Here is a 22,230-nt window from a genome sequence, read left to right on the forward strand (position 1 = left end):
TATATCATGTTGCCATTTTGTCAATGGATTGTTTTTCGATTGTTTAAATAGCGTGCTGATGATCAGGTTTTTAACAATTGAGCAGAAAACAAACTAAAAAAGTACAGGTGAGATGGAAGCTATCTCTTATCGAGACGTGTTAATAAGAAAGGAGGTCAAAGTTTTTTGTATGAATTTCCTAATATCTTATTGTTTTTTAATCGCTTAATTTATTTTGATCTGTTTGAATGGAAACAAATGATTAAGCCAAAACTGATAATCATGCAGATCAAGGCACCCAAATAGACTTTATCGCTAATATTCAGCTATTTTGGTGTCAATTATCCTTATATCTTTCAAATTTTCCTTTTGCATACGAATGCTTAAAGGCTTTTTTATTAAATCGGAAGTAGATAACGAATAAGCCACTAGAAAGGTGTTTATCTAGTGGCTATAACAGTCATAAGCGCTCTATGAGTGCAACGATCAGGATAAAAGCGCAGGCAACGATAGCGAGATGGCAGGGATAAAGGTAATCAACATCAAGGCCACTATCATTGCTCCAATCCAGCCCATAATGGCTTTAGAGAGCGACTCTATCGGTACTTTGCCTACCTGACTTGCCATAAACAGGTTGGCACCCAGAGGAGGCGTAACAAAGCCAATGGCCAAGTTCACGATCATCACGATCCCAAAATGAACGGGGTCCATGCCGAGTGCTGACGTAATGGGTAACAGAATTGGTGTGAGAATAACAATCGCTGCCAGCGTTTCCATAAAGGTACCGACGAGCAACAACAGGACATTGATGCAAAGCAGTATCAGAAGTTTGTTTTCGGTAATCGATAGAATGAACTGAGCAATTTCAGTCGGCAGACGTTCTAGGGTCAATATGCGGCCAAACGTCACGGACGCACCCACAATGACGAGCACAGCGCCAACTAACAGTGACGACTCTAGAATGATTTTCACCACTTGCGCTGGTTTGAGCTCTTTATAAACAAACATGCCAAAGAATAAGCCATAGAGCACACCAATGGCGGCTGATTCGGTAGGTGTGAAGATACCAGAATAGATACCGCCGAGAATGATCACGGGTAGTAGCATTGCCCAACTGGCTTCTTTTAACGCATCAAGACGCTCTGCCCAGGTCGCTTTGCGCTCGTTACCTGTGTAGCCCCGCATTTTTGACACAATTAGACAATAGCCGATCAATACCATACCGACGACCAAGCCAGGAATGATTCCCGCCATGAACATCTTAGTGACGGAGACTTCAGCAGTGATCGCGTAGACGATCATCACCACAGAGGGTGGAATAATGACGCCAATTCCGCCGGAGGACGCGATTAAAGCACCTGCAAAGCTGCGGTCGTAGCCTTTCTTCACCATCGAAGGAATCATCGTCAGGCCGATAGCGGCAACAGTGGCAGACCCTGTACCAGAGATGGATGCGAAGAACATACACGCCACAATGGCCACGATACCAAGCCCGCCAGTAAAGTGGCCAAAGAAGACCTCCGCCACATGCAATAATCGTTTTGAGATCCCTCCTTGGCTCATAAGGTTACCTGCTAAGGTAAAAAGAACGACGGCGAGGAGAGGGAAGGAGTCGAGCCCTGTCACCAAGCCTTGTACTAAAAACTCGATGTTAAGGAATGGCAGGCTTAATATCGCGACCATACTGGCTGCCGCCAGAGCAATACCGACCGGAACGCCAATGAGCAGAAGCAGACCAAAGCTGCCAAACAAAAGTGCAGACGTCATGCGTTAAACTCCAATAGTCGGTTAGAAGTACGATACTTTGCTTTGATATGGCGATAGCGTTGGCGAGAAAAGCGAACTCGTTCATTGTTGGTGGAGCACGCGTTCACACGTTGATAAATGCTTGTCACTAGGCGCGCGCAGCTTAATAGTGCGCAAACTAAAACAGAGGCATACAAACACGCAATAGGAATTTCCATTGCGGGTGCAATCTGACCGAGTTGCAGGCTGCGGTTTATAACCTTAAATCCAAACCAGGCGACAGTGGCACTAAAGGCAAGGTAGATAAGATCAGAGACAATCAAACTGAATTGCGTCCAATTGCCCGGAAGTTTATCGATGAACACACGAATGCGGATGTGTCGATCATCTCGGATACAGTAGCTGATGCTCAGGTACATCGCCCATACGAATAAATAACGAGCCAGCTCTTCAGCCCACGCGATCGTTGCGTCAAATAGGCGTAGTGTGATTTGCAAGCACAGTAAAGTTGTCATCGTCGAGATCGCGATAACGATAAGGGTAGGTTCTAGGTATTTGTCTAGTAAGCGAAACCACTTCATGTTCACCTCCAAAACGAGAAAGCACGACCTGTTGCCAGATCGTGCAAAAGAGTGGGAGTTATAAGCGTTCTATCTCGGCAATCACGTTGTCAAACAAGTCTTCACCTGTCTTGCTACGCAGATCTTGGTACACGGCTGCATTCATTTTTTCTTTCATGATGCTGCGTACCTCGTCTGGGACGATGTTAACCGTCATGCCTTTTGCTTCGAGCTCTTTGATTACTTCTTGGTTTTGCTTAGCGGCGAGCTCACGCTGTTTTGCGATGGTTTCTTTGCTTACTTCACTGATCAGCGCTTGTTGTGCGGCCGGCAGTGAATCCCAAAACGATTTGTTCATGAACAACACGTAGTTGGTGTATATATGGTTAGTTAAAGAGAGGTACTTTTGTGCCTCGTAAAAACGTTCGGCATAAATAGAGTAGATAGCACTTTCTTGAGCGTTAATCAGGCCTTGTTGTAACGAGGTGAAAATTTCTCCCCAAGACAGAGGTGTTGGCGCAGTACCAATAGATTTCCACGCGCTTATTTGAGTGGGGTTAGATGCCGAGCGAATCTTTAGCCCTTTCAGGTCCTCAATACTATCAATTGGCTGTTTGTTGTTGGTCACGCTACGAAAGCCGACCTCCATAAAGCCAAGTCCATGAAAGCCTTTTGATTCCATAGCATTCAACAATGGTTGTCCGATCTTCTCACTGTCGAGCGCTTTGTGTGCTTGCTCTTCGCTATCAAAAAGGTAGAACACGTCGAGCACGTTAAACTCTGGGACGTAGGGAGAGAGTAAAACTGACGCACCAAACGTCATTTGTAAGTTGCCTTGCTGTACGAGTTCAGTCGTCTCACGCACATCGCCTAGTTGTCTCGCCGGATAGATTTCAACTTCTATCTCACCGTTTGAGCGAGCTTCCACTTCTTGTTCGAAATAGAGCATTGCTTTGTGTACGGGAGAGGTTTCTTGACTGTCATGAGCAAGACGAATAACACTGGTTGCAAACGTATTCATACTGCTAAATGCAAGCCCCAGTGCGGTAAGTGAAATAAGGATTACTTTCTTCATCGTTCTTCCTTGTTTCTGGTATGACCTGCCATTGGCATTCGTCGGCAAGTCACACAACTTTTTATGTTTTTATAAATTAGTTGAGCAATTCATATCCATTTTGCATACGAATCCAAAATAAAACATTAAAGTAACAAGTCAATAACAAGATTGATGAATTGATGAGGAATTAAATAACGATTGGTGAAAATTTAATCGTGATCACAGAAAATGCCTTACTCGAAAGCAAGGCATTTTGTTTATGAAGAATGAATAAAAATGGATTTATTAAATGGTGCTACTACGTTCGATTAAGGTGCCTTGCTCGAAAAGGTATTCGCCAGTTGCATCCAGGTTGCCGTTGATTCGATTCATCAAATCTTCAACCGCTCGTTTAACAATTTTGTCGACTGGTTGAGCAATGGTGGTCAAATCATAGCTCGGCCATGCAGACATCGGAATGTTATCTACACCCATCACAGAGAAGTCTTGGGGGATCTTTGCTCCGGCTTGTCGCAAGCCATCCATCACACCCATGGCGAGGATGTCGTTTGCACAAAAAATTGCATCGGGTTTGCTAGTGTGCGACAAGATCGCTTTCGCCGCTTCTAAGCCTGCTTCAAAGCTGTACTTGGCTTGGATAAAGGTTGGTGACGGGGAGCCGAGTTCTTGCAATTTTGAAGAGAAACCCAGCCAACGCTCTTCACTGGTCATGGAGCCAGCATCGCCACTGATATAAGCACACTGTTTTGCGCCTTTCTGCGTTAAATACTCGGCTGCTTGTTGGCCCGCCAAGCGGTTATCAATACCAGAGCTGTTGGCATTAATGCCTTCGGCGTAGCGGTTGATCAAGCTTAAGTGAACGCCAAACTTTTCGCATTGGGCAAACGCGCGTGAGGTTAAACGGCTGGTGGCGATAACGAGTCCGTCCACTTGGTATTCAATGGCGCGTGAAATGGCGAGATCGAGGTCGTCTTTGTCGATAGGGCAAAGCACAACTTGTCCGCCACGCTTTTGAATTTCGACAGCCAAAGCACGAGATTGCATGTCGTACATTGGGTTTGATTCGCTATCTAACGCAATCGCCACTAAGCCTGAACGATTCGAAATCAGACCTCGGGCGATGGCATTCGGTGTGTATCCGAGCTTAGCTGCGGCATCCATCACCATTTTGCGTTTCTTCTCGCTAATACTCGCAGTCGGGCTGAATGCTCTAGATACCGTCGATTGAGAGACGCCGAGCATCTTCGCGACGTCGATCGAAGTTACTTTCGCTTTAATGGTGATACTCCTTATTTAAGGCCATTGAACCTTCTCATACGTGCTGAGTGTATGGGCTAGGGGATTTCTGTGTCTAGAGCATTACATTGATAAGGCGTAAATATCAGAGAAAACTCAAGAATTCATCACATTTCTCTCTTGCTTGAAGCCATCAATGATCATTTTGTGTTCAGAGCCAACACAAAAGAAGCTAACGCCGAGTTCACGCCATTCCCGAGCTTGTTGAGCCGTCGCGACAAACATGCCAACAGGTTTATTGGCGGCTCTGGCCGCTTCGATTACTCGCATACTTGCTTGTGCGACTTTCTCATCATGAACGCTATCAGCACCATAAGCGACAGTGAGATCAACTTGGCCAATGAAGAGCGCATCAATTCCTTCAACATTGGCAATCGCTTCAACATTTTCAACCCCTTGAGGGTCTTCAATTTGTGCAATGACAATCGTATTCGCACGGCTGTCTTTTAAGTGTTCAACCATGGGTTTAGTGGCGTATTGCGCTGCTCGACTGGAACCAGCATACCCTCGGCCACCTTCGCTGTAATGGCAGATTTTCGCCAGTTGCGTCGCTTGCTCAGCAGTACAAACATGGGGAATTTGTACACCCGCCGCGCCACAGTCAAGCGCGTTCAAAATGGTTGAAGGAGCGCTGTCTTGTACTCGTACCACGCACGCGAGGTCATTCGCTCTAGCCGCCATGATGCACAGATCAAGCGAGGAACGATCGAAAGGTGCGTGCTCTGCATCCAGTACCACAAAAGGCAACTCTGCCAGTGCCAATACCTCGATAATGTGAGGATGAGGGGTTTTAACAAATGTACCTAATAGCGTTTCTTTAGTCAGACGTTGCTTAAAATTGCTCATAATTCTCTCCTTTGCAAAGGTATGCAAAAACTAACACGGTGAAATGTAAATGATGAGTAAAAATGATGTGATCTAAAACTCATTTTTGATTAAAAATTAAACTCGATCAAGGTCCTTATTACTTACTTTTATTTGTTTAAATTAATCAATACAAAGGCTTAAGGGTGGTTTTTTTGGTTTGTTGACTTAACTTGTCAAATGTTAATTAAGTGTTTAATCTTATTTTGCATTCGTATCCAAAGGCATAAAAATAACCGTTCGTCAGCCTCAATGTTCAAGGAGAAACCCAATGGCACGCATTTTAAAAAACGGAATCACTGAAGAAGCATCAGCATCAAACGACGCAAAAGTGCGTCAGATTGTTGAAAACATTCTTGCTGATATTGAATCGAAAGGTGATAGCGCTGTACGTGAGTTGTCTGAAAAGTTTGATAACTGGTCGCCGGAGCAATTCCGCCTGTCAGAAGAGCAAATCCAAGCCTGTGTGGATGCGCTTGATGAATCGACTCGTCATGATATCGAGTTCGCTCAGCAACAAGTTCGAAACTTTGCTCAAATTCAACGTGACTCAATGAAAGACGTCGAAGTAGAAACCATGCCTGGTGTGGTACTGGGGCATAAAAATATTCCAGTAAACAGCGTGGGTTGTTACATCCCTGGTGGAAAATACCCATTGGTTGCATCCGCTCACATGAGTGTACTGACGGCGAAAGTCGCGGGCGTAAAACGTGTTATTGCTTGTGCGCCTCCGTTTAACGGCCAGCCGAACGTCGCGATTGTCGCTGCGATGGCAATGGCGGGTGCGGATGAAATCTACTGCTTCGGTGGTGTTCAAGCGGTAGGAGCTATGGCATTGGGCACGGAGACTATTGCGCCAGTCGATATGATTGTAGGGCCGGGTAACGCATTTGTAGCAGAGGCAAAACGTCAGTTGTTTGGTCGCGTTGGTATCGATTTGTTTGCAGGGCCAACGGAAACCTTGGTCATTGCTGATGAGAAAGGCTGTGACCCGGAATTGGCAGCGGCAGACTTGCTTGGTCAGGCTGAGCATGGTTACAACTCTCCCGCTGTATTGTTGACCAATAGCGAAACATTTGCGCAAGAAACCATTAAAGAGATCGAACGTCAGTTAACCATTCTCCCTACGGCTGAAGTTGCGGGTAAAGCGTGGGCAGATTACGGACAAGTGATTGTGTGTGATAGCTACGAAGAAATGGTGGAAGTGGCAGACGATATCGCTTCTGAACACGTGCAAGTGATGACGGAAGATCCTAAATACTTCCTAGATAACATGACCAACTACGGTGCCTTGTTCCTAGGTCGTGAAACCAACGTTTCTTACGGCGATAAATGTATTGGTACCAACCATACACTGCCAACGAAGAAAGCGGCGCGATACACCGGTGGCCTGTGGGTAGGTAAGTTCATCAAGACCTGTACTTACCAGCGTGTAACGGAAGCTGCGTCGCTAAAAGTCGGTGAGTACTGCTCTCGCTTGTGTGCACTCGAAGGTTTTGCTGGCCACAAAGAGCAAGCGGATATTCGTGTGCGCCGTTACAAAGGCAAAGTGGAAGAGGCGTAATATGTCGAAACTTGCCTTAGTCACAGGCGGCAGTGGCGGACTGGGTGCCGCCATTTGTCGCAAGCTAGCTGAATCGGGATATCGCGTAATTCTGACTTACAACAGTAATCAGAAAGCGGCCGAGGATGTGCTTTCCTCGCTGCCACGTAACGAGCATCTAGCATTCAAATTGAACGTGGCAGATTCTAGTGCGATTGAACAGCTTAAACATCAAGTCAGTGAAATAAGCGACAAGCTGGATTTGTTGGTCAACTGTGCGGGGATGACGAAATTCGTCGCGCACTCTGATTTGCAAAGTTTAGATGACCAGCTGTTTGACCAAATTTTCCAAGTGAACGTCCGTGCGCCTTTTGCCATGGTTCGAGCGTTTGAGCCTTGGCTTAAGCAAGCCAATGGTTGTGTGGTGAACATTACTTCTATCGCGGCACAGACTGCGATGGGGAGCAACATTGCTTACTGTGCAAGTAAATCTGCCGCGGAGAACATGACCCGTTCTTTAGCTCGCGCTCTGTCTCCCGAGGTTCGAGTTCTGGCTGTTGCTCCAGGGCTTGTCGACACTGAGTTTGTCAAAGGCTTGGATGACGCATGGCGTAATCAACAAGAACAATCCACACCGCTTAAGCGTTTAGCCAATGATGAAGAAGTCGCTCAAGCCGTGTACGCCGCGGCAGATCTTCTGACCTTCTCGACAGGCAATACCATCGCGGTTGATGGTGGGCGACCTTTAGGTCTGTAACACACTTTCGGTCTGTAACTAACTTTAGGTTTGTAACTAACAATTCAAAGGCTAGGTCCAAACAAGGACAACAAGGATTTACAATGACTCTACAATCTAAAATGAATAATAACCTGGTCCGCTACATGGAACTGATTCCGGGTACGAGTGCGTTTATTGATGCGCGCACGCCAGGCAGTGATCTCAAAGATAACTTTTGTATTATCGGTGCAGGGGTGGCAGAGAGCAGTCGTCAGCATGTTCATATTCGCGATACGGCGGGCTTTAATATTGGTGCCGCAGGCCAACCGCCGGGCATCAAAAATTCGTTACATTCTCATCGCACCGCTGAGCTTTTCTTGGTGTTCAAAGGTCAGTTCCGTTTTTATTGGGGGAACGATGGAGAGCATGAGGCGGTGTTGTCTCACGGTGACGTCATCTCGATTCCAACCAATCTCTTCCGTGGATTTGAAGTGGTTGGCCGCGATTACGGCTTTATGTTCTCGGTACTTGGCGGCGACGATTCAGGTGGCGGCGTTATTTGGCATCCAAACGTTATTAAAGACAGTCAAGGTTATGGTTTATACCTCAAAGCCGATGGCACACTCGTGGACACCATTAATGGCGACCCGGTGCCACAAGAATCAGAATTGATGCCGCTGCTTACCGAAGAAGAGCTCGCGACCTTCGATACCTACACCGCAGAAGAGATGATGCCATTTGTCGCTCTGCAAAAAGATTATCGTGAAATCAAAGGCGATTTCGGCGGAAGCAACGTGAAACAATACGCCTTAACGGGTCATCCTTTGGCGAGTTATGACTTCCAAGTAAAGAGTGAAGATGAAGTGAGCATCATGGCTTATGAGCTTTCTGAAGGTGGCTCGATTCCTCAACACTGCCGAGAAGAAAAACAAGTGCTTATCAACTTTGATGGCGATACTGAAGTGGTCCTCACGCATCAAGGCGAACAAGCGAGTGTTGTTTTAACGCGCGGTGATGTGCTGAATGTTCCAGAAGGTGCGTCTTATTCACTGACGAACTTGCGTGGTAATAGTTTGACGTATTGCATTCTTGGGTCTGATCAACCAAAGCCGCTGGCAGGAGAATAAAATGACGCAACCCACCTCGTTAGTTTGGCTACCCGGACTACTTTGTGATGGCACATTGTTTGAGGAAGTCAACCGAGTGTTGCCAAGTTGGGTTGAGCCTTCATGCCCGACGCTGGCCTCATTGCCGTCAATGGAACAGCTGGCGCAGAAAGTGTTGCAAGACGCACCGCAGGAGTTTGTCTTGGGTGGCTTATCAATGGGTGGGATTCTTGCCTTTGAGGTGTACCGTCAAGCGCCAAACAGAGTCAAAGGCTTGATCCTCATGGATACCAATGCAGCAGATGAAAAGCCAGAGGTGACACAAAAGCGTGATGCACTGGTTAGTCAGGCATTAAATGGTGAGTTTGAACGCATTACGCCTGACACTCTGATGCCTGTGCTGATTCATCCAAGCCGTTTGCAAGACAAAGCGTTAACTGAGCGTATAGAAGGCATGGCGGTCAATGTAGGTTTGGAGGCATTTGAAGCACATGCTAAAGCGTTAGCAACTCGCCCGGATGCTCGACCTTTATTGGCGGACATTCAAGCTCCTACGTTGGTGATAACAGGTAAAGAAGATAAGCTTTGTCCGCTAGACAATCATCTGCTCATGGAGCGATGCATCCCAAACGTCACGCTTCATGTTATCCCTGAGTGTGGGCATCTATCTACGCTTGAGCAGCCTTTAATTATTAGTGAAGTGATGACTACTTGGCTTCAAGATAACTTTGCTTAGTGTTGATAAGAACTTCATCACTCACCACCTTAAGGTTACTTGGGTATAGGTGGTGAGCGATGAGTATTATCAGAAGTAGTAGCGAATACCTGCCGCGAATTGATCATCACGGTTTTCGAATTTGCTGCCATCGTACTGATCTTTACCTAGGTCGAACTGGTATTCAGTCCAAACTAGGAATTTGTTCTTCTGGAAGTGGTATTCAAGACCAGGAATCAGCAAGTTACGCTCGTAGCCTTGTGTCTCGTCACCGCGATCTTCCATGTAGTTGTAGTTCAACGTTGGGCGTAGGCCGTTATCGAAGTGGTAGTAAGTGTAGATTTCGCCACCTAGGGTATCGAACATTACGTCCGTACCGCCTTGGCTCACTGCTTCCCAGTTTTCGCCAACGTGGAAAGTCGCACCCGCGTAGAAGCCACCGTTGCTGTAGTTTGCGCCCAATAGCATGATGCGCATGTTGTCGCCGTTTTCTACGCCAACCACGCTTGCGTCTAGATCCGCAACTTCATTTTGATGGTAAGCCGCACCCAGTGTTACGCCATCAACCGGTTTGTAAGTGATCGACGCACCCATGCCGTTTTTCAATGAGGCTGTCGCATTGCTTGCTAGAGCAACATCTTCACGCGTGGTTTGGTAAGTAAAGCCGTAGCTCACTTGTTCATTGATTGAATTACGGTACGTGATTGAGTTTTCTGCACGACCTGCACCGGATGCGATACCCCAGTCAGCTAGGTTGTAAACACCTGAGCCGCGAGTACCGAATACACGACCTAAATCGGTGTACCATGCTACGTCGTAGAAGGTAGACCACTGCTTAGTACCTGCAGCAATCTTGCCGTATTTTTCGTGATCAACACCTGCGTATAGCAAGCGGTCGTAAATGTTGTCGCCGTTCGCGCCAGAGTTGTAGCCCCATTCCGCGTGACCGAAACCAGTCCAGCCGTTATCCAGACCCATTTGGCCTTTCAAACCGAAACGTGAGCTGCCGCTGTTCCATTCGCCGTTGTCATCACCGCCACGGTCTTGGTAGCGAAGATCGAAACGGCCATCGATGGTTAGGCTGTCGCCAGCGTCATTAACAAAAGTGTGTGCAGCAAAGGCTGAGCTAGAAGTAAGCGCTGCTAAAATCACTGCAGAAAGGGTCGACTTTTTCATCATCAATCTCATTATTCAGGGCGCAGAAAGCCACCGTGCGTTCATGCCCGTTTTGAATAAGGGTTCTATCTTGAGGTTGTGCCCCATCCTTGAGGCACGAGTTGGGAGCATGTCGCCTGAACCGAGAGGGGATTCAGGCAACATAAAGGCGGGTTGACAATCCGCCCCTAGGACTTCTTATAGAGAAGGGTTTAGGATCTGTTGAGTACGCTCGAACACGTCTAGACCTTGCTGTTTTAGCCAGTAAGGAAGGTCGATCAGTACCCAGTTCTCAGATAGCTTGTCGCCGTCACGGTAGTAAACGTCAACCACTTGCATGTCTGCACGTACTTCACCGCCTGTCATACCTAGGAAACCACCGATTGGCGTGTTAGATAGGTTTGGCCAGCCGAAGAAACAAGAGAAGTTACCTTCTGCGAAACGACATACGTGGCCGTTAAACTTCTTGTCTTTCAGGTTGTTACGGAACGGCAATTGGTGCTGCTGTTGGTAACGAGGGATTGTGTAAGACGCACCGATACCACATGGACCGTACCAGATCATGTCTTTAGACCAGCTCTTCTCAAGAACTTCTGGTGGGCAACCCATAGCACCGCTGTCGTTTAGTGCAGATAGGTCATCAACCATCTTGTTCACTAGTGCTAGTGTTGCTACGCCTTCTTCTGGTGCTGCGTCTTCGAACAGTAGACCGTCGTGGTTACGAGGACCAGGGTATACGAAGTGCTTACCTGTTGATGGTGGTAGTGGGTAACAACCCGCTTGGTCCATCGCACCTAGAAGGTCTAGGAATAGGCCAGTCTTAGTGATCTTGCCGTTTTCAACACAGTTAAACTCTGCGTAACGGATGTTCATGATTTTGCCAGTTGGGCGCATGCCTAGGTATTCAGCGTCGAATAGACCCATGAAGTGACCCATGCTCATTACCCAGATTTCACCTGATGTTACTTCGTTCTCACCACCGATGAAGATGTCTTGACGACGCTGCATGCGAGTCATTGATTTCATCAAAGGAGCCCAGAAAACGTCAGCCGCTGCTTGAGCGCCTTGTTGCTCACGGAATGGGTAAACACCACGCCATAGGTAATCTTTTGAAGTATGTGCTTTTAGTACTTCTGCCACGTTCTCGTGAGTTGCGTTTTCCATTGCGCTGAAGTATTCACGTACAACGCGTTTTGCTTCTTGATATTTAGACATAATAAACTCTCTTATTTGCTGTCGAGTCGGCTTTGGGAACAGGACTCGAAACTAAGTTTTTTCATCCGGCCGGGGAGCCAGCCGGAGTTTTTGAAATTCAGTTACGCTTTTGCTGCTTCGGCTTTTTTGCTCTTATCGAACACGCCGCCTTTTAGTGTCTCTGGCAGTGATAGCCATAGAAGACCAGCAAGGATCCATACGATTGGTGAACCCCACATTGCGGTTTGTAGGTCGGTACGCTCTTGGATGAAGATAAGTACCATTGGTGCCCACATACCGAGGATACGACCGCCGTGGAATAGCGCTGCGCCGTAGCTACGTAGGTGTGCTGGGAACAGTTCTGAGAAGTAACCACCCCATACCGCTGAAGAAGACAGACCGAAGTTGTAAATCAAACCAAGTAGAGCCAGCATGTTTAGGCCGCCAATCACCATGTCGCCAGGTGCAACAAAGAAGATTGAAACCATGATGCCCGCTAGGATGAAGCCAAATGCGTTCACCTTACGACCGAATTTGTCAGCTACCCAACCCCAGAACCACGCACCAAACAGTGAACCAAATGCTGAGATAGAGAAGATGAGACCGATGGTTGCACCGTCGAACATACGTACATCACGTAGGTATGTGGTTACGAAGCCACCAAAGAATTGGAAACCGTAGAAGTTAAGGCCAGCCAGTAATAGACACGTTAGAGTGATCTTACGGTAAGGCTTGCTTAGCATTTCGCCCCAAGAGCCTTTTTTCGCTGGTGCATCTGATTCTTCTGCTTTTGCTTGCTCTTCTTCACCGTAAGCGATCACTTTGCTGTCGCTAGGTAGTACAAAGATCATGACAACAGCCGCTGCCAATGGTGGGATACCACCGACAAGCATTAGGCTTTCCCATGGTGCATCAATACTTGCAATAAATGCTGCATACGCACCCATTACCATCAGTGCTACAGAGAACATAGAAAACGCGAATGCCGTCAACTTACCACGTACCGTTGGCGTAAATAGGCCGATCATCAAGCTTACTGCCACGGTGAAGTAACCACCCAGTGACAAACCAATGATGAAACGCATTGCTGCCCATGTTGTGTAGTCGGTGAACATCATATTGATGATCGTTGCGCCACCGTTTAGGGCTGTGATGGTAATAAGAGTGGATTTCTTACCAAATTTTGTTGCGAACCAAGCACAGCTCAATGCACCGATAAGTGCACCAACCGACTGCCATGTATAGAACTGGGCAGTGTCTGACAGGCTAATACCATCATACGCTTCAACGATGTATGGGCGTACGTAGTCAATAATTACAAAGTTATAACAATAGAAAAAGTAACCAACCAGTATCGCTAGATAGGCAGCTACCCTTTGAATCATAGGAACTTCGCTCATGTGTCTTTTGGCATTCATGACCGATAAACCTCTATTTCACTTAGGATTTGTTGCTATTCAAACTTAAAGAACACGATCTTATTGGGATCATCTTCGATTTCGTGTCGTGGTGAATCATAGTTTTTTTAAGGTCATTAGATCCGTGATCAATATCAATTTTAAAATGAATGCGTACCCAATTAGTGATTTTTAGTGATGGGAGTCTCATTAAATCGGTCTTTTTGGCATTTTTGAATATATAACCGTCTATATTGGTGACTATAGTCACAGTTATGGCGGGATTATCGTTTAGATATGCTTTTTTAAAGTAATATCCAAGCACAAATAATTAGCACCCAGAATTATGGAAACCCTGAAATGGTTACGTACTCAAGTTTTGTGGTGATTGCGTTATACGTGTTAATCACCATATTAATCAGCTATTTAGTGAACAAGCGCTACAGCAATGGTGGCGACTTTTCTACGGGTGGAAAGCAATTTGGCTGGTTTACGGCGGGTGTTTCGATACTTGCGACTTACATTATTAGTGCGATGACGTTTGTAGGGATGCCTGGTTGGGTTTATAGCTCTGGCATGGAAGCGATGAGTATTCACCTTAACTATCCCATCGTTATTTTTTTCACTGTCATTTTCTTTGTGCCTGTCTTCTATAAGCTGGGTCTGACTTCGATTTATGAATACCTTGAGCACCGCTTTGGGGTGTATGCAAGAACCATCAACTCGATTGTGTTCATTGTGGTTCAATGTATCTCTGCGGGTGTGATTTTGTATGCCGTGGCGCTGATCTTAGTGCAAGTTCTGCCTATCAGTATTTCTGAAGCCATTATCTACATCAGTATTTTCACCGCTTGCTATACCTATGCGGGCGGGATTTCCACGGTGATCTGGACCGATATGTTGCAATCTGCAGTATTGGTGGCGGGCAGCATCGCCATCTTTGCCATTCTAATGACAGAGATTAATGCGGCAGATTACCTTTCTCGTGATCACCTGAATATCATCAACTTAGACTTTGATTTAGGCGTAGATACCACACTCTGGGCTGGCGTGGTTGCCGTGAGCTTTTTGCATTTGAGTGTGTACGGCACCAACCAATTGATTATCCAACGCACGTTAGCGACGAGATGTGAAAAGACGGCGCAGAAGTCGATGCTGTTGTGTGGTTACGGTGCGTTTTTCGTGTACTTGTTCTTCGCGGTACTCGGTGTTCTTCTAAGTGTTTTCTATCAAGATCAATCGTTTGAAAACAGCAACGAAGTGATTTTGGATTTCGTCTTCAACCACACTAACCCAATCGTCGTTGGTTTGATCATTTCCGCGTTGGCGGCGGCCGCAATGTCGACCTTGGATTCGACCTACAACTCAATGGCGACCGTCGCAACGTTCGATATCTACAAGCGTTTCGTTCGCAAAAGTGCCGATGATGAGCACTACGAAAAAGTCGCAAGAAAAATGAGTTTGCTTGCGGCGGGTATGGTGGTAGTGCCAGCTCTTCTGGCTGTATCGAATGAATCGGTACTCAAAACCATCGCTAGTCTGACTTCTATCTTTGTTGGTATTCGTTTGGGTTCATTCGTGCTTGGTTTATTCTGGGTGAAAGCCAATGAGAAAGGCGTGATCGTTGGCAGTATCATGAGTGTGATTGCGGTGTTTACTGCGATATATCTCGACGTGGCTTGGCCGTGGTTCGCGCCAATTGGTACGTTCGTCTTCCTGTTGTTTGGTGTGTTAGTGAGCCGTCGTTGGGGCGCTGTGACCGCCGAGCAACAAATCTTTATCAATAATCAAAAACATCTTTTTGCAAAGCCAACCGCAAGCCATTACGGGCTGTTGGTGTTCGCTGTGGCGACCATCGCTGCTTGTATGGTTCTCCCTGATTGGCTTTATGCTGCATTGTCGTAATAGGTAAGTTTATGCTATCCATCTTTGATATTTACAAGATTGGTGTGGGCCCTTCTAGCTCTCACACCAATGGTCCAATGATCGCGGGTTACCATTTCACTCGTTTGATTGAATCGAACTTGGCTAAAGTGGTTCGTATTCAAGTCGATTTATACGGCTCACTTTCGTTAACGGGGATTGGTCACCATACTGACCGTGCAACGATTTTGGGTCTGTTGGGTAATAAACCAGATACCATCAAAATCGCTTCTGCGAACAAAGCGATGCGCAAGGCGATTGAAGAGGGCATGATGTCTGTCGATGGCCGTCATGAAATCGAATTCAACTACAAAACGGACATGTTGTTCCATGAAGAGAACCTTCCTCTGCATGAGAATGGTATGACGATCACTGCCTTAGATGCGCACGGCAATCAGGTTGGGTTTGAAACTTACTACTCTATCGGTGGTGGTTTCATCGCAACGGCAGATGAACTGCAAAATGGCAGTGCGACTGCTCCTGTAGAAGTTGAGTTTCCATTCTCCAGTGCAGACGAAATGTTGGCACAAGCAGAGAAGAACGGCATGAGCCTCGGCGGCATGATTCTGAAAAACGAACAAGCGTTTCAGGATATGGAAGCCATCAATCAACGCGCAGAACAGATCTGGCGTGTGATGACGCGTTGCATGGAGCGCGGTTTCGAGACAGAAGGTATCTTGGATGGCGGCTTGAACGTGACCCGCCGTGCGCCTAACTTGCTGAAGAAGCTTGAAGCAAATGCAGCGATTGAAAACGATCCAATGGAAATCATGGATTGGATTAACCTGTTTGCTTTTGCTGTGAGTGAAGAAAACGCGGCTGGTGGACAAGTGGTAACATCACCAACTAATGGTGCGGCGGGTGTGATTCCGGCAGTATTGATGTACTACCATCGCTTCATCAAAGAGCTTGATACTAAACAGCTTAAAGACTTTCTTGCTGTCTCCGGTGCGATTGGCATCTTGTACAAAACCAATGCGTCTATCTCGGGTGCCGAAGTGGGTTGTCAGGGCGAAGTCGGTGTATCTTCCTCTATGGCGGCAGCTGGCTTGACCGCGCTACGTGGTGGCAGCAATGAGCAAATTTGTATTGCGGCTGAGATTGCCATGGAGCACTCACTAGGCATGACCTGTGACCCAATAGGTGGCTTAGTGCAAGTACCGTGTATTGAGCGTAATGCAATGGGCGCAATGAAAGCGATCAATGCATCTCGCATGGCATTAAAGCGTAACAGTAAATGTTTGATCTCGTTGGATAAGGTAATTGAAACCATGTACCAAACGGGCAAAGACATGAACAAGAAATACCGTGAGACGTCACTGGGTGGGTTAGCTTTGATTCACCTAGCGCCGCCTTGCGAATAATGAGTTAGGTACATCTAACCAACAAAAAAGCCGAAGCACTGAGATGCATCGGCTTTCCTTTTTTGGAGCGTTTATAACTTAGCTATGCGTTTGCTCACCTTTTGGTGTGCTTTGGTTTGGTTGATAGTGCAAAATCACCATCGAGGTGGGTGACAGCAAGACTTCGCCTTCAGCATGTCCTGGGTTGAGATTACGTACGTTTGTATCACAGATCGTCACCCATTCTTGCTTTCGCTCATTGGGGAGCTTAAAGCGCGCTGTGGCGTTAGTTTGGTTGATGAGGTAGACCAGCTCTTGCCCTTCTTTACCGATACCAAGGTGAAGTGCGACAGAGCTTAAACGGTTCCAATCATCGTGCTCCATTAAGCGACCGTCTGTACGGCGCCAGAAAATACGGTTGTTATTGCGGTTTTCGCCACTGAAAGCTCGGATAAATGGCACCATGTATTGATTTCGGTTGGCGACCATTTGTGACATCCATGCTTTGAAATGTTGCTTACGTTCTGTCTCTTCCCAGTTCAGCCAACTGGTTTCGTTGTCTTGGCAATAGGCATTATTGTTACCGCCTTGGGTGTGAGACAGAACATCAGCAGTGAGAATGTGTGGGATACCGAAGGCAAACAGCAAGCTAGCAATAAGGTTGCGTTTTTGCTTCTCACGCGTGGCGATGATCATCAGATTTTCGGTCTCGCCTTCAACACCGTAGTTTTCTGAACGATTGTCACCGTGACCGTCGCGATTTTCTTCGCCATTGGCTTCGTTATGTTTGTGCTTGTAAGACACTAAATCTTGCAGTGTGAAGCCATCGTGATACGTGATGTAATTTACGGTGAGTTTGTATGGCCAGTTCGCTGCACTATAAATGTCACGAGAGCCCATTAATCGAGTGGCAAACTCTTTTAAATAGCCTTGATCACCGCGCCAAAAACTGCGGGAAATATCACGCAGTTTGTCATTACATTCGTTCCAACCAAATGGAAAGTTACCCACTTGGTAGCCATTTGGACCAATATCCCAAGGTTCGGCAATCAATTTGGTTTCACGCAAAATTGGGTCTTGCGCAACGGCTTTAAAGAAAGCGGCTTCTGGGTTGTAATCATCGCCCTGTCGACCTAACGTTGCAGCCAAGTCAAAACGGAAGCCATCGACTTTAAATTCGCTAACCCAGTAGCGCAATGTATCCATCACAAGGTTTAAGGCTGGTTGGTAGGTGAGATCCACTGTATTTCCGCAGCCAGTGTAATTGGCGAAGTGGTTGCCATGTTTGATGTAAAAACAGGAGTCGAGGGCTTTCAGGTTGAAAATTGTAGGCCCTTCACCACCTTCAGCAGTGTGGTTGTAAACCACGTCGAGAATCACCTCAATGCCGTTTTTATGCAATTCGCGAATTGTTGTTTTTAATTCCGTAACGGCGTCTTGTTCTGCGTAGCGCGGATCGGGCACCATAAAGAGATAAGGGTTGTATCCCCAATAATTGACCTTTTCCATCTCTAGTAGATGAGGCTCATGCATGCATGCTGCGACAGGTAGCAATTGCAGCGTGTTGATGTTTTGCTGTTTGTAAAAGGCCAGCATTTCAGGTGATGCAAGACCTAAATAGCGCCCCTTCAGCTTGTCCTCAACCTCTGGGTGGCGTTGGGTAAGCCCTTTGACGTGCGTCTCAAACAATACCATCTCTTCTCTGGGTATACGCGGGTGATCCGTGTTTTGCCAGTCAAAATCATCTTCGATAACGACGCACTTCGGCATATCGAAACTTTTGGCTGGAGAGTAGGGAGGGTGATAGTGGAGGGCTTTATCTATTGATTTTGCGTACGGATCAGAAATTAACAGTGGCTCGTCCTTGTGGGAGACAAGGTAACCGTATTTTTGCCCCGGCTTAATATCTGGAATAAAAGTATGACGTATGCCAGCGTATTCATTCGGTAAACCGTGAAGCTCGTAGCTGCCATCGTTTGCAAACAATGCCAGTTGAATGTCTTTTACGCCCGGAGCATGAATAGAGAAGTTACAGCCTTCTTTATTCAATGTTGCGCCCAGGGGGTAGGGGCGAGAGAGAAGTCGTGTCATCGGAGATACTTTATTTAATATTTATTGCTACCTTTAGGAAACTATAAGTTAAAAACTTTGTCTTACTAAGGTCAACCACCCTAAATATAAAAATATTCGTGTAATTTAATTACTTTATGTGACGGCTTAGAGTCAAAAATATGAAATGGCTATCACTTTGTAGCGGCTCAAAACCGAACAAACTTACTAATTCCTCCCTAGATTGGTGATCTGACTCGAAAAAACACCATTCGGTAAATTTTCTACTCCCTTCTCATCCCCCTTAAATTAGTTTAGGGCGGAGGAAGTCATCCTTGTACGCCTCGGGTAATCTCACAACTGTTGAAACAAACGGGGATTCGTTCCCATCTTACCTCTCTTTCTTTAGGTGTGTTTTTACTGCCTATATTCACCTAAAAGAGTGAGCAGGGAAGACAGAATTATAAATACCCTTAATGGAGTTAAGAATGAAAAAAGTAAGTGCAATTGCTGCTGCTGTAGCTGCAACTTTAGCTGCTGGTTCTGCATTCGCAGTGGATTTCCACGGTTACATGCGTGCTGGCGTTGGCGTGAACGCTGACGGTGGTCAACAATTAACATTCGAAAAGAACAAGATCGGTCGTCTAGGTAATGAAAGCGATATCTACGGCGAGATTCAACTAGGTAAAGAAGTTTACAACAACAACGGCAAAACGTTCTACGTAGACTCTATGGTTGCAATGACTTCTAACGGTTCAAACGACTGGGAAAGCACTTCTGCTAACTGTGGTTTGGATAACGGCGAAGTGAAATGTGTAGACGATGCACAATTCGCACTACGTCAGTTCAACGTTCAAGCTAAAGGCCTACTAAACTTTGCTCCTGAAGCAACGCTTTGGGCAGGTAAACGCTACTACCAACGTCACGACATTCATATCTCTGACTTCTACTACTGGAACATCTCTGGCGCGGGCGCTGGTGTTGAAGGTATCGAAGCTGGTCCTGGTAAAGTTTCTTTCGCTTGGGTTCGTAACGACCGCGGCGATATCGCAGACCCAGGCAACGATGGCGGCGCAACAAACGTAAACACTCTAGACGTACGTTACGCAGGTCTTCCTCTATGGGACAACGGCTCTCTAGAAATGGGCTTGAACTACGCAATTCTTAACGAAACTGACGCTGCGCCAAACGGCACTAAAGATGCGAAAAACGGCGTAATGTTCACAGCAGAATTGACTCAAGGTCTAGACGCTGGTTTCAACAAAACAGTGCTTCAGTACGGTACTGAAGGTTACTCAAAAACAATGGCATTCTACGGCGACGGTAGCTGGTACGGCGCAGAAGCTGACAACGGTGCATCTGGTTACCGCCTAATCAACTGGGGTGTAATCGGCATGGGCGACAGCTGGGAAATGGGTCACCAGTTAGTGTACGGTGTTGGTGAAGACATGTGGGCTGGCCAAGACAAGTGGGAAACAATGTCTGTTGTTGTTCGTCCAATGTACAAATGGGATGACAACCACAAAACTATTTTCGAAGCTGGTTACGCTATCGACGATAACGACGGCGAAGAAAACAAATACGGTAAGCTAACTGTTGCTCAAGCATGGTCTGCTGGCTCTAGCTTCTGGGCTCGTCCTGAAATCCGTGTTTACGCTTCTTACCTAACGGCTGACAAAGAAGACAACTCAAACACATTTGACAACGGTCGTTCAGACGATACGTTCCAGTTCGGTGTACAAGCTGAAGCTTGGTGGTAATCATCTAACCACTAAGTCCTAAATTGTCCTAGAATGATACAGCCAGAACTTATCTGGCTGTATTTATTTAAAAAACAATAAAGAGTCGAGGTAGACAGTAATGAAAAAATGGCTTGCTCCCGTACTGCTGGGCATGTTGGCTACTGGTTGTGCGTCTGTAGAACAAGTAGAGATGAGTCCAAAAGGTCAGCAACAAGTGATCACGCAATCGGGTGATATTCAATGGGTACCGCTTAACGTGCCTGTGGTTACTGAATTCGCTTTGACTGATAAAAGCCAAATGTTGTTGGATGGTAACAGTGCTGGCGCTATTGCAGCGTTTGCTCTTCCAGGTAACCGTGGCAGTCTCGATATCAAATTAGAGACATTCGTAAGTAAAGAACTTCAATTTTATGCTCCTAATGTCGCAGTGATGAACTCGGCAGGAGAAACCATTTACCAAGCAGATTTTTCAAAGTTTAAGTATGAACCAGCAAAACTGTTGGACAACGATAAATTCGTACTTGATCTCAATGTGATTCCAGACATGACAGGTAACGATCTGCATGTGTTGGTTTACACGACTTCCGCCGATCTAAAAGGAAGTACACAAGTTTTACACCCTGCAAAAGCCTTCGCCATGGCGCGTCACACTCAGCCGCCAGATATTGCAGACCCTCTAGCGAAACATAGCCCACTCGGTCAGTTCCGCTTTTCGGTATCCGCGAATGATATTGTGAATACTAAGATTGTTGCGAAAAACGACAACATTCCCCAAGGTACGGACCTTACTAGCTACTACTACAGCTCCATTGAAGCGGCAGTCGCAGCGAATGATATTCCGAAAGCGCTCACTTTGCTTGATGAAGCAAAAGAGCTGGGTATCGAAGGTGCACAACAAGTGTTTGTGAAAGCCGTAAATAGAAAATAATCAGATAAAAAAGGTCAGCGAAATGCTGACCTTTTTCATAGAAAATAAACCAATAAAAATACCCCTACATAGAGTTACCTTATTCACATAATTATTTTTATTACTTTGTTTTTTATATAGGTTGGATCAATAATTAATGGCAGTTCCTAATTTATTTTTTGTACTTAGGAAATAAACAAACTTCTCGAAGTGATTTAAATTCGCAATCCGAAAATATTTATTTGGCGTTTGATATTTCCATTTTAATAACGATTAATATTTCTTTTAACCGTTGAGTTTATTTTGCTTTGGATATACTAAAAAGGAATTACGTGAAATGAACATGATGAAGACCTCTCTTGCTGCTGCTCTACTTGTTGCCTTAGTGGGTTGTCAATCGACTGCAGAACCAGAAGCGGCCGCAGAGCCTGTTGTTAATATGTCTCAAGACGAAGTGGTTGCTTTCATGAAAGCGTGTGACAACCCAGATAGCACAGCGAAAGGACCTATTTCTAAACCACTATTTGTGGTGGGTACTTTTGCGGATTCCGATTGGAAACACGTGCCTCAGCGTCAATACACCTACAAAGGGAATAATTTCTACCAAGCCGTGGTTCAAGAAAAAGTAGGCTCCTACAAAATGCAGTACGCGACCGAGTTGTGGTTCCCACAATTTACCGCAAAAGGTAATAGAATGAACGTTGGTGAATTAACACCATTAACATTTGGTGGTTACGGTACGGACACTTCGGTTGATATTAAAGAAGATGGTAAATATGTATGGAGTCTTCAGTTTGAAGGAAAAGGCAAACCTGTTCATGTCATGGTAAATAAGTGCCAATAATATTCCATTCAGTTATTTAAAATCTATTTTTATTTATTAACCCCTGCATGAAACACATGTCGGGGTTAATTTTATTACTCAAATTTCCGTAG

Annotated in this window: 18 protein-coding genes; 9 read left to right on the top strand and 9 right to left on the bottom strand. The window is 46.0% G+C overall.

All coding sequences use genetic code 11. The annotated features are described in order from the left end of the window. Positions 1-465 precede the first annotated feature (465 nt). From R7Q47_RS01015 to R7Q47_RS01035, 5 genes are all read right to left on the bottom strand, one after another. Positions 466-1,746 (bottom strand): TRAP transporter large permease, encoded by a 1,281-nt coding sequence (locus tag R7Q47_RS01015; RefSeq protein ID WP_041059739.1) that lies wholly within the window; start codon positions 1,744-1,746, stop codon positions 466-468. Then, positions 1,743-2,306 (bottom strand): TRAP transporter small permease, encoded by a 564-nt coding sequence (locus R7Q47_RS01020; protein ID WP_017820105.1) that lies wholly within the window; start codon positions 2,304-2,306, stop codon positions 1,743-1,745. The genes R7Q47_RS01015 and R7Q47_RS01020 overlap by 4 nt, the downstream gene beginning before the upstream one ends. Positions 2,307-2,364: 58 nt before the next feature. Then, positions 2,365-3,360: a TRAP transporter substrate-binding protein gene (locus R7Q47_RS01025; protein WP_318088541.1), complete on the bottom strand. Its 996-nt coding sequence runs from the start codon at positions 3,358-3,360 to the stop codon at positions 2,365-2,367. Positions 3,361-3,627: 267 nt separating this feature from the next. Further along, a complete protein-coding gene (locus R7Q47_RS01030) occupies positions 3,628-4,584 on the bottom strand; it encodes a LacI family DNA-binding transcriptional regulator (protein WP_025768661.1) in 957 nt (318 codons plus the stop codon). A 150-nt stretch (positions 4,585-4,734) separates the two neighbouring features. After that, positions 4,735-5,484 (bottom strand): HpcH/HpaI aldolase family protein, encoded by a 750-nt coding sequence (locus tag R7Q47_RS01035; protein ID WP_318088543.1) that lies wholly within the window; start codon positions 5,482-5,484, stop codon positions 4,735-4,737. A gap of 289 nt (positions 5,485-5,773) precedes the next feature. Between R7Q47_RS01035 and hisD the strand changes: the two genes are divergently transcribed. From hisD to R7Q47_RS01055, 4 genes are all read left to right on the top strand, one after another. Further along, positions 5,774-7,066, top strand: coding sequence for a histidinol dehydrogenase (gene hisD / locus R7Q47_RS01040; protein WP_005374756.1), 1,293 nt, complete (start codon positions 5,774-5,776; stop codon positions 7,064-7,066). 1 nt (position 7,067) lies between these two features. Continuing rightward, entirely contained in the window at positions 7,068-7,802 is a 735-nt protein-coding gene (locus tag R7Q47_RS01045; protein WP_025768659.1) for an SDR family NAD(P)-dependent oxidoreductase, read from the top strand. Between the two features lie 83 nt (positions 7,803-7,885). Beyond that, positions 7,886-8,890: a cupin gene (locus R7Q47_RS01050; protein WP_005374765.1), complete on the top strand. Its 1,005-nt coding sequence runs from the start codon at positions 7,886-7,888 to the stop codon at positions 8,888-8,890. Position 8,891: 1 nt separating this feature from the next. Beyond that, a complete protein-coding gene (locus tag R7Q47_RS01055; RefSeq protein WP_206953120.1) occupies positions 8,892-9,605 on the top strand; it encodes an alpha/beta fold hydrolase in 714 nt (237 codons plus the stop codon). A 69-nt stretch (positions 9,606-9,674) separates the two neighbouring features. Here the strand turns inward: R7Q47_RS01055 and R7Q47_RS01060 are convergent, their stop codons facing one another. The 3 genes from R7Q47_RS01060 to R7Q47_RS01070 all read right to left on the bottom strand — a co-directional run bounded on the left by R7Q47_RS01060 (position 9,675) and on the right by R7Q47_RS01070 (position 13,351). Beyond that, positions 9,675-10,760 (bottom strand): porin, encoded by a 1,086-nt coding sequence (locus R7Q47_RS01060; RefSeq protein WP_318088608.1) that lies wholly within the window; start codon positions 10,758-10,760, stop codon positions 9,675-9,677. 177 nt (positions 10,761-10,937) lie between these two features. Continuing rightward, the gene (locus R7Q47_RS01065) at positions 10,938-11,954 is read right to left on the bottom strand and encodes a nuclear transport factor 2 family protein (protein WP_053350178.1); all 1,017 of its coding nucleotides are present in this window, start codon (positions 11,952-11,954) and stop codon (positions 10,938-10,940) included. Between the two features lie 101 nt (positions 11,955-12,055). Further along, positions 12,056-13,351: an MFS transporter gene (locus R7Q47_RS01070; protein ID WP_318088545.1), complete on the bottom strand. Its 1,296-nt coding sequence runs from the start codon at positions 13,349-13,351 to the stop codon at positions 12,056-12,058. Between the two features lie 339 nt (positions 13,352-13,690). Here R7Q47_RS01070 and R7Q47_RS01075 point away from each other — a divergent pair, with 339 nt between their 5' ends. Continuing rightward, on the top strand, positions 13,691-15,235 hold the full coding sequence (locus R7Q47_RS01075; RefSeq protein WP_318088548.1) for a sodium:solute symporter: 1,545 nt from the start codon (positions 13,691-13,693) through the stop codon (positions 15,233-15,235). A gap of 11 nt (positions 15,236-15,246) precedes the next feature. Further along, positions 15,247-16,617, top strand: a complete 1,371-nt coding sequence (locus tag R7Q47_RS01080; protein WP_005383410.1) for an L-serine ammonia-lyase — start codon at positions 15,247-15,249, stop codon at positions 16,615-16,617. 78 nt (positions 16,618-16,695) lie between these two features. Here R7Q47_RS01080 and glgX read toward each other — a convergent pair whose 3' ends face one another. Next, positions 16,696-18,687: a glycogen debranching protein GlgX gene (gene glgX / locus R7Q47_RS01085; RefSeq protein WP_248486109.1), complete on the bottom strand. Its 1,992-nt coding sequence runs from the start codon at positions 18,685-18,687 to the stop codon at positions 16,696-16,698. Between the two features lie 446 nt (positions 18,688-19,133). Between glgX and R7Q47_RS01090 the strand changes: the two genes are divergently transcribed. From R7Q47_RS01090 to R7Q47_RS01100, 3 genes are all read left to right on the top strand, one after another. Further along, a complete protein-coding gene (locus R7Q47_RS01090; RefSeq protein ID WP_005374784.1) occupies positions 19,134-20,405 on the top strand; it encodes a maltoporin in 1,272 nt (423 codons plus the stop codon). A gap of 100 nt (positions 20,406-20,505) precedes the next feature. Next, the gene (locus R7Q47_RS01095; protein ID WP_005374786.1) at positions 20,506-21,315 is read left to right on the top strand and encodes a MalM family protein; all 810 of its coding nucleotides are present in this window, start codon (positions 20,506-20,508) and stop codon (positions 21,313-21,315) included. Between the two features lie 316 nt (positions 21,316-21,631). Further along, positions 21,632-22,138, top strand: a complete 507-nt coding sequence (locus R7Q47_RS01100; RefSeq protein WP_005374788.1) for a hypothetical protein — start codon at positions 21,632-21,634, stop codon at positions 22,136-22,138. The last annotated feature ends 92 nt before the right edge of the window (positions 22,139-22,230 follow it).

Source organism: Vibrio sp. Vb0349, from assembly GCF_033338975.1.

Coding starts and splice junctions, on each gene's coding strand:
- R7Q47_RS01015 (WP_041059739.1), bottom strand. CDS start 1,746: ATGACGTCTGCACTTTTGTTTGGCAGCTTTGGTCTGCTTCTGCTCATT.
- R7Q47_RS01020 (WP_017820105.1), bottom strand. CDS start 2,306: ATGAAGTGGTTTCGCTTACTAGACAAATACCTAGAACCTACCCTTATC.
- R7Q47_RS01025 (WP_318088541.1), bottom strand. CDS start 3,360: ATGAAGAAAGTAATCCTTATTTCACTTACCGCACTGGGGCTTGCATTT.
- R7Q47_RS01030 (WP_025768661.1), bottom strand. CDS start 4,584: ATGCTCGGCGTCTCTCAATCGACGGTATCTAGAGCATTCAGCCCGACT.
- R7Q47_RS01035 (WP_318088543.1), bottom strand. CDS start 5,484: ATGAGCAATTTTAAGCAACGTCTGACTAAAGAAACGCTATTAGGTACA.
- hisD (WP_005374756.1), top strand. CDS start 5,774: ATGGCACGCATTTTAAAAAACGGAATCACTGAAGAAGCATCAGCATCA.
- R7Q47_RS01045 (WP_025768659.1), top strand. CDS start 7,068: ATGTCGAAACTTGCCTTAGTCACAGGCGGCAGTGGCGGACTGGGTGCC.
- R7Q47_RS01050 (WP_005374765.1), top strand. CDS start 7,886: ATGACTCTACAATCTAAAATGAATAATAACCTGGTCCGCTACATGGAA.
- R7Q47_RS01055 (WP_206953120.1), top strand. CDS start 8,892: ATGACGCAACCCACCTCGTTAGTTTGGCTACCCGGACTACTTTGTGAT.
- R7Q47_RS01060 (WP_318088608.1), bottom strand. CDS start 10,760: ATGAAAAAGTCGACCCTTTCTGCAGTGATTTTAGCAGCGCTTACTTCT.
- R7Q47_RS01065 (WP_053350178.1), bottom strand. CDS start 11,954: ATGTCTAAATATCAAGAAGCAAAACGCGTTGTACGTGAATACTTCAGC.
- R7Q47_RS01070 (WP_318088545.1), bottom strand. CDS start 13,351: ATGAATGCCAAAAGACACATGAGCGAAGTTCCTATGATTCAAAGGGTA.
- R7Q47_RS01075 (WP_318088548.1), top strand. CDS start 13,691: ATGGTTACGTACTCAAGTTTTGTGGTGATTGCGTTATACGTGTTAATC.
- R7Q47_RS01080 (WP_005383410.1), top strand. CDS start 15,247: ATGCTATCCATCTTTGATATTTACAAGATTGGTGTGGGCCCTTCTAGC.
- glgX (WP_248486109.1), bottom strand. CDS start 18,687: ATGACACGACTTCTCTCTCGCCCCTACCCCCTGGGCGCAACATTGAAT.
- R7Q47_RS01090 (WP_005374784.1), top strand. CDS start 19,134: ATGAAAAAAGTAAGTGCAATTGCTGCTGCTGTAGCTGCAACTTTAGCT.
- R7Q47_RS01095 (WP_005374786.1), top strand. CDS start 20,506: ATGAAAAAATGGCTTGCTCCCGTACTGCTGGGCATGTTGGCTACTGGT.
- R7Q47_RS01100 (WP_005374788.1), top strand. CDS start 21,632: ATGAACATGATGAAGACCTCTCTTGCTGCTGCTCTACTTGTTGCCTTA.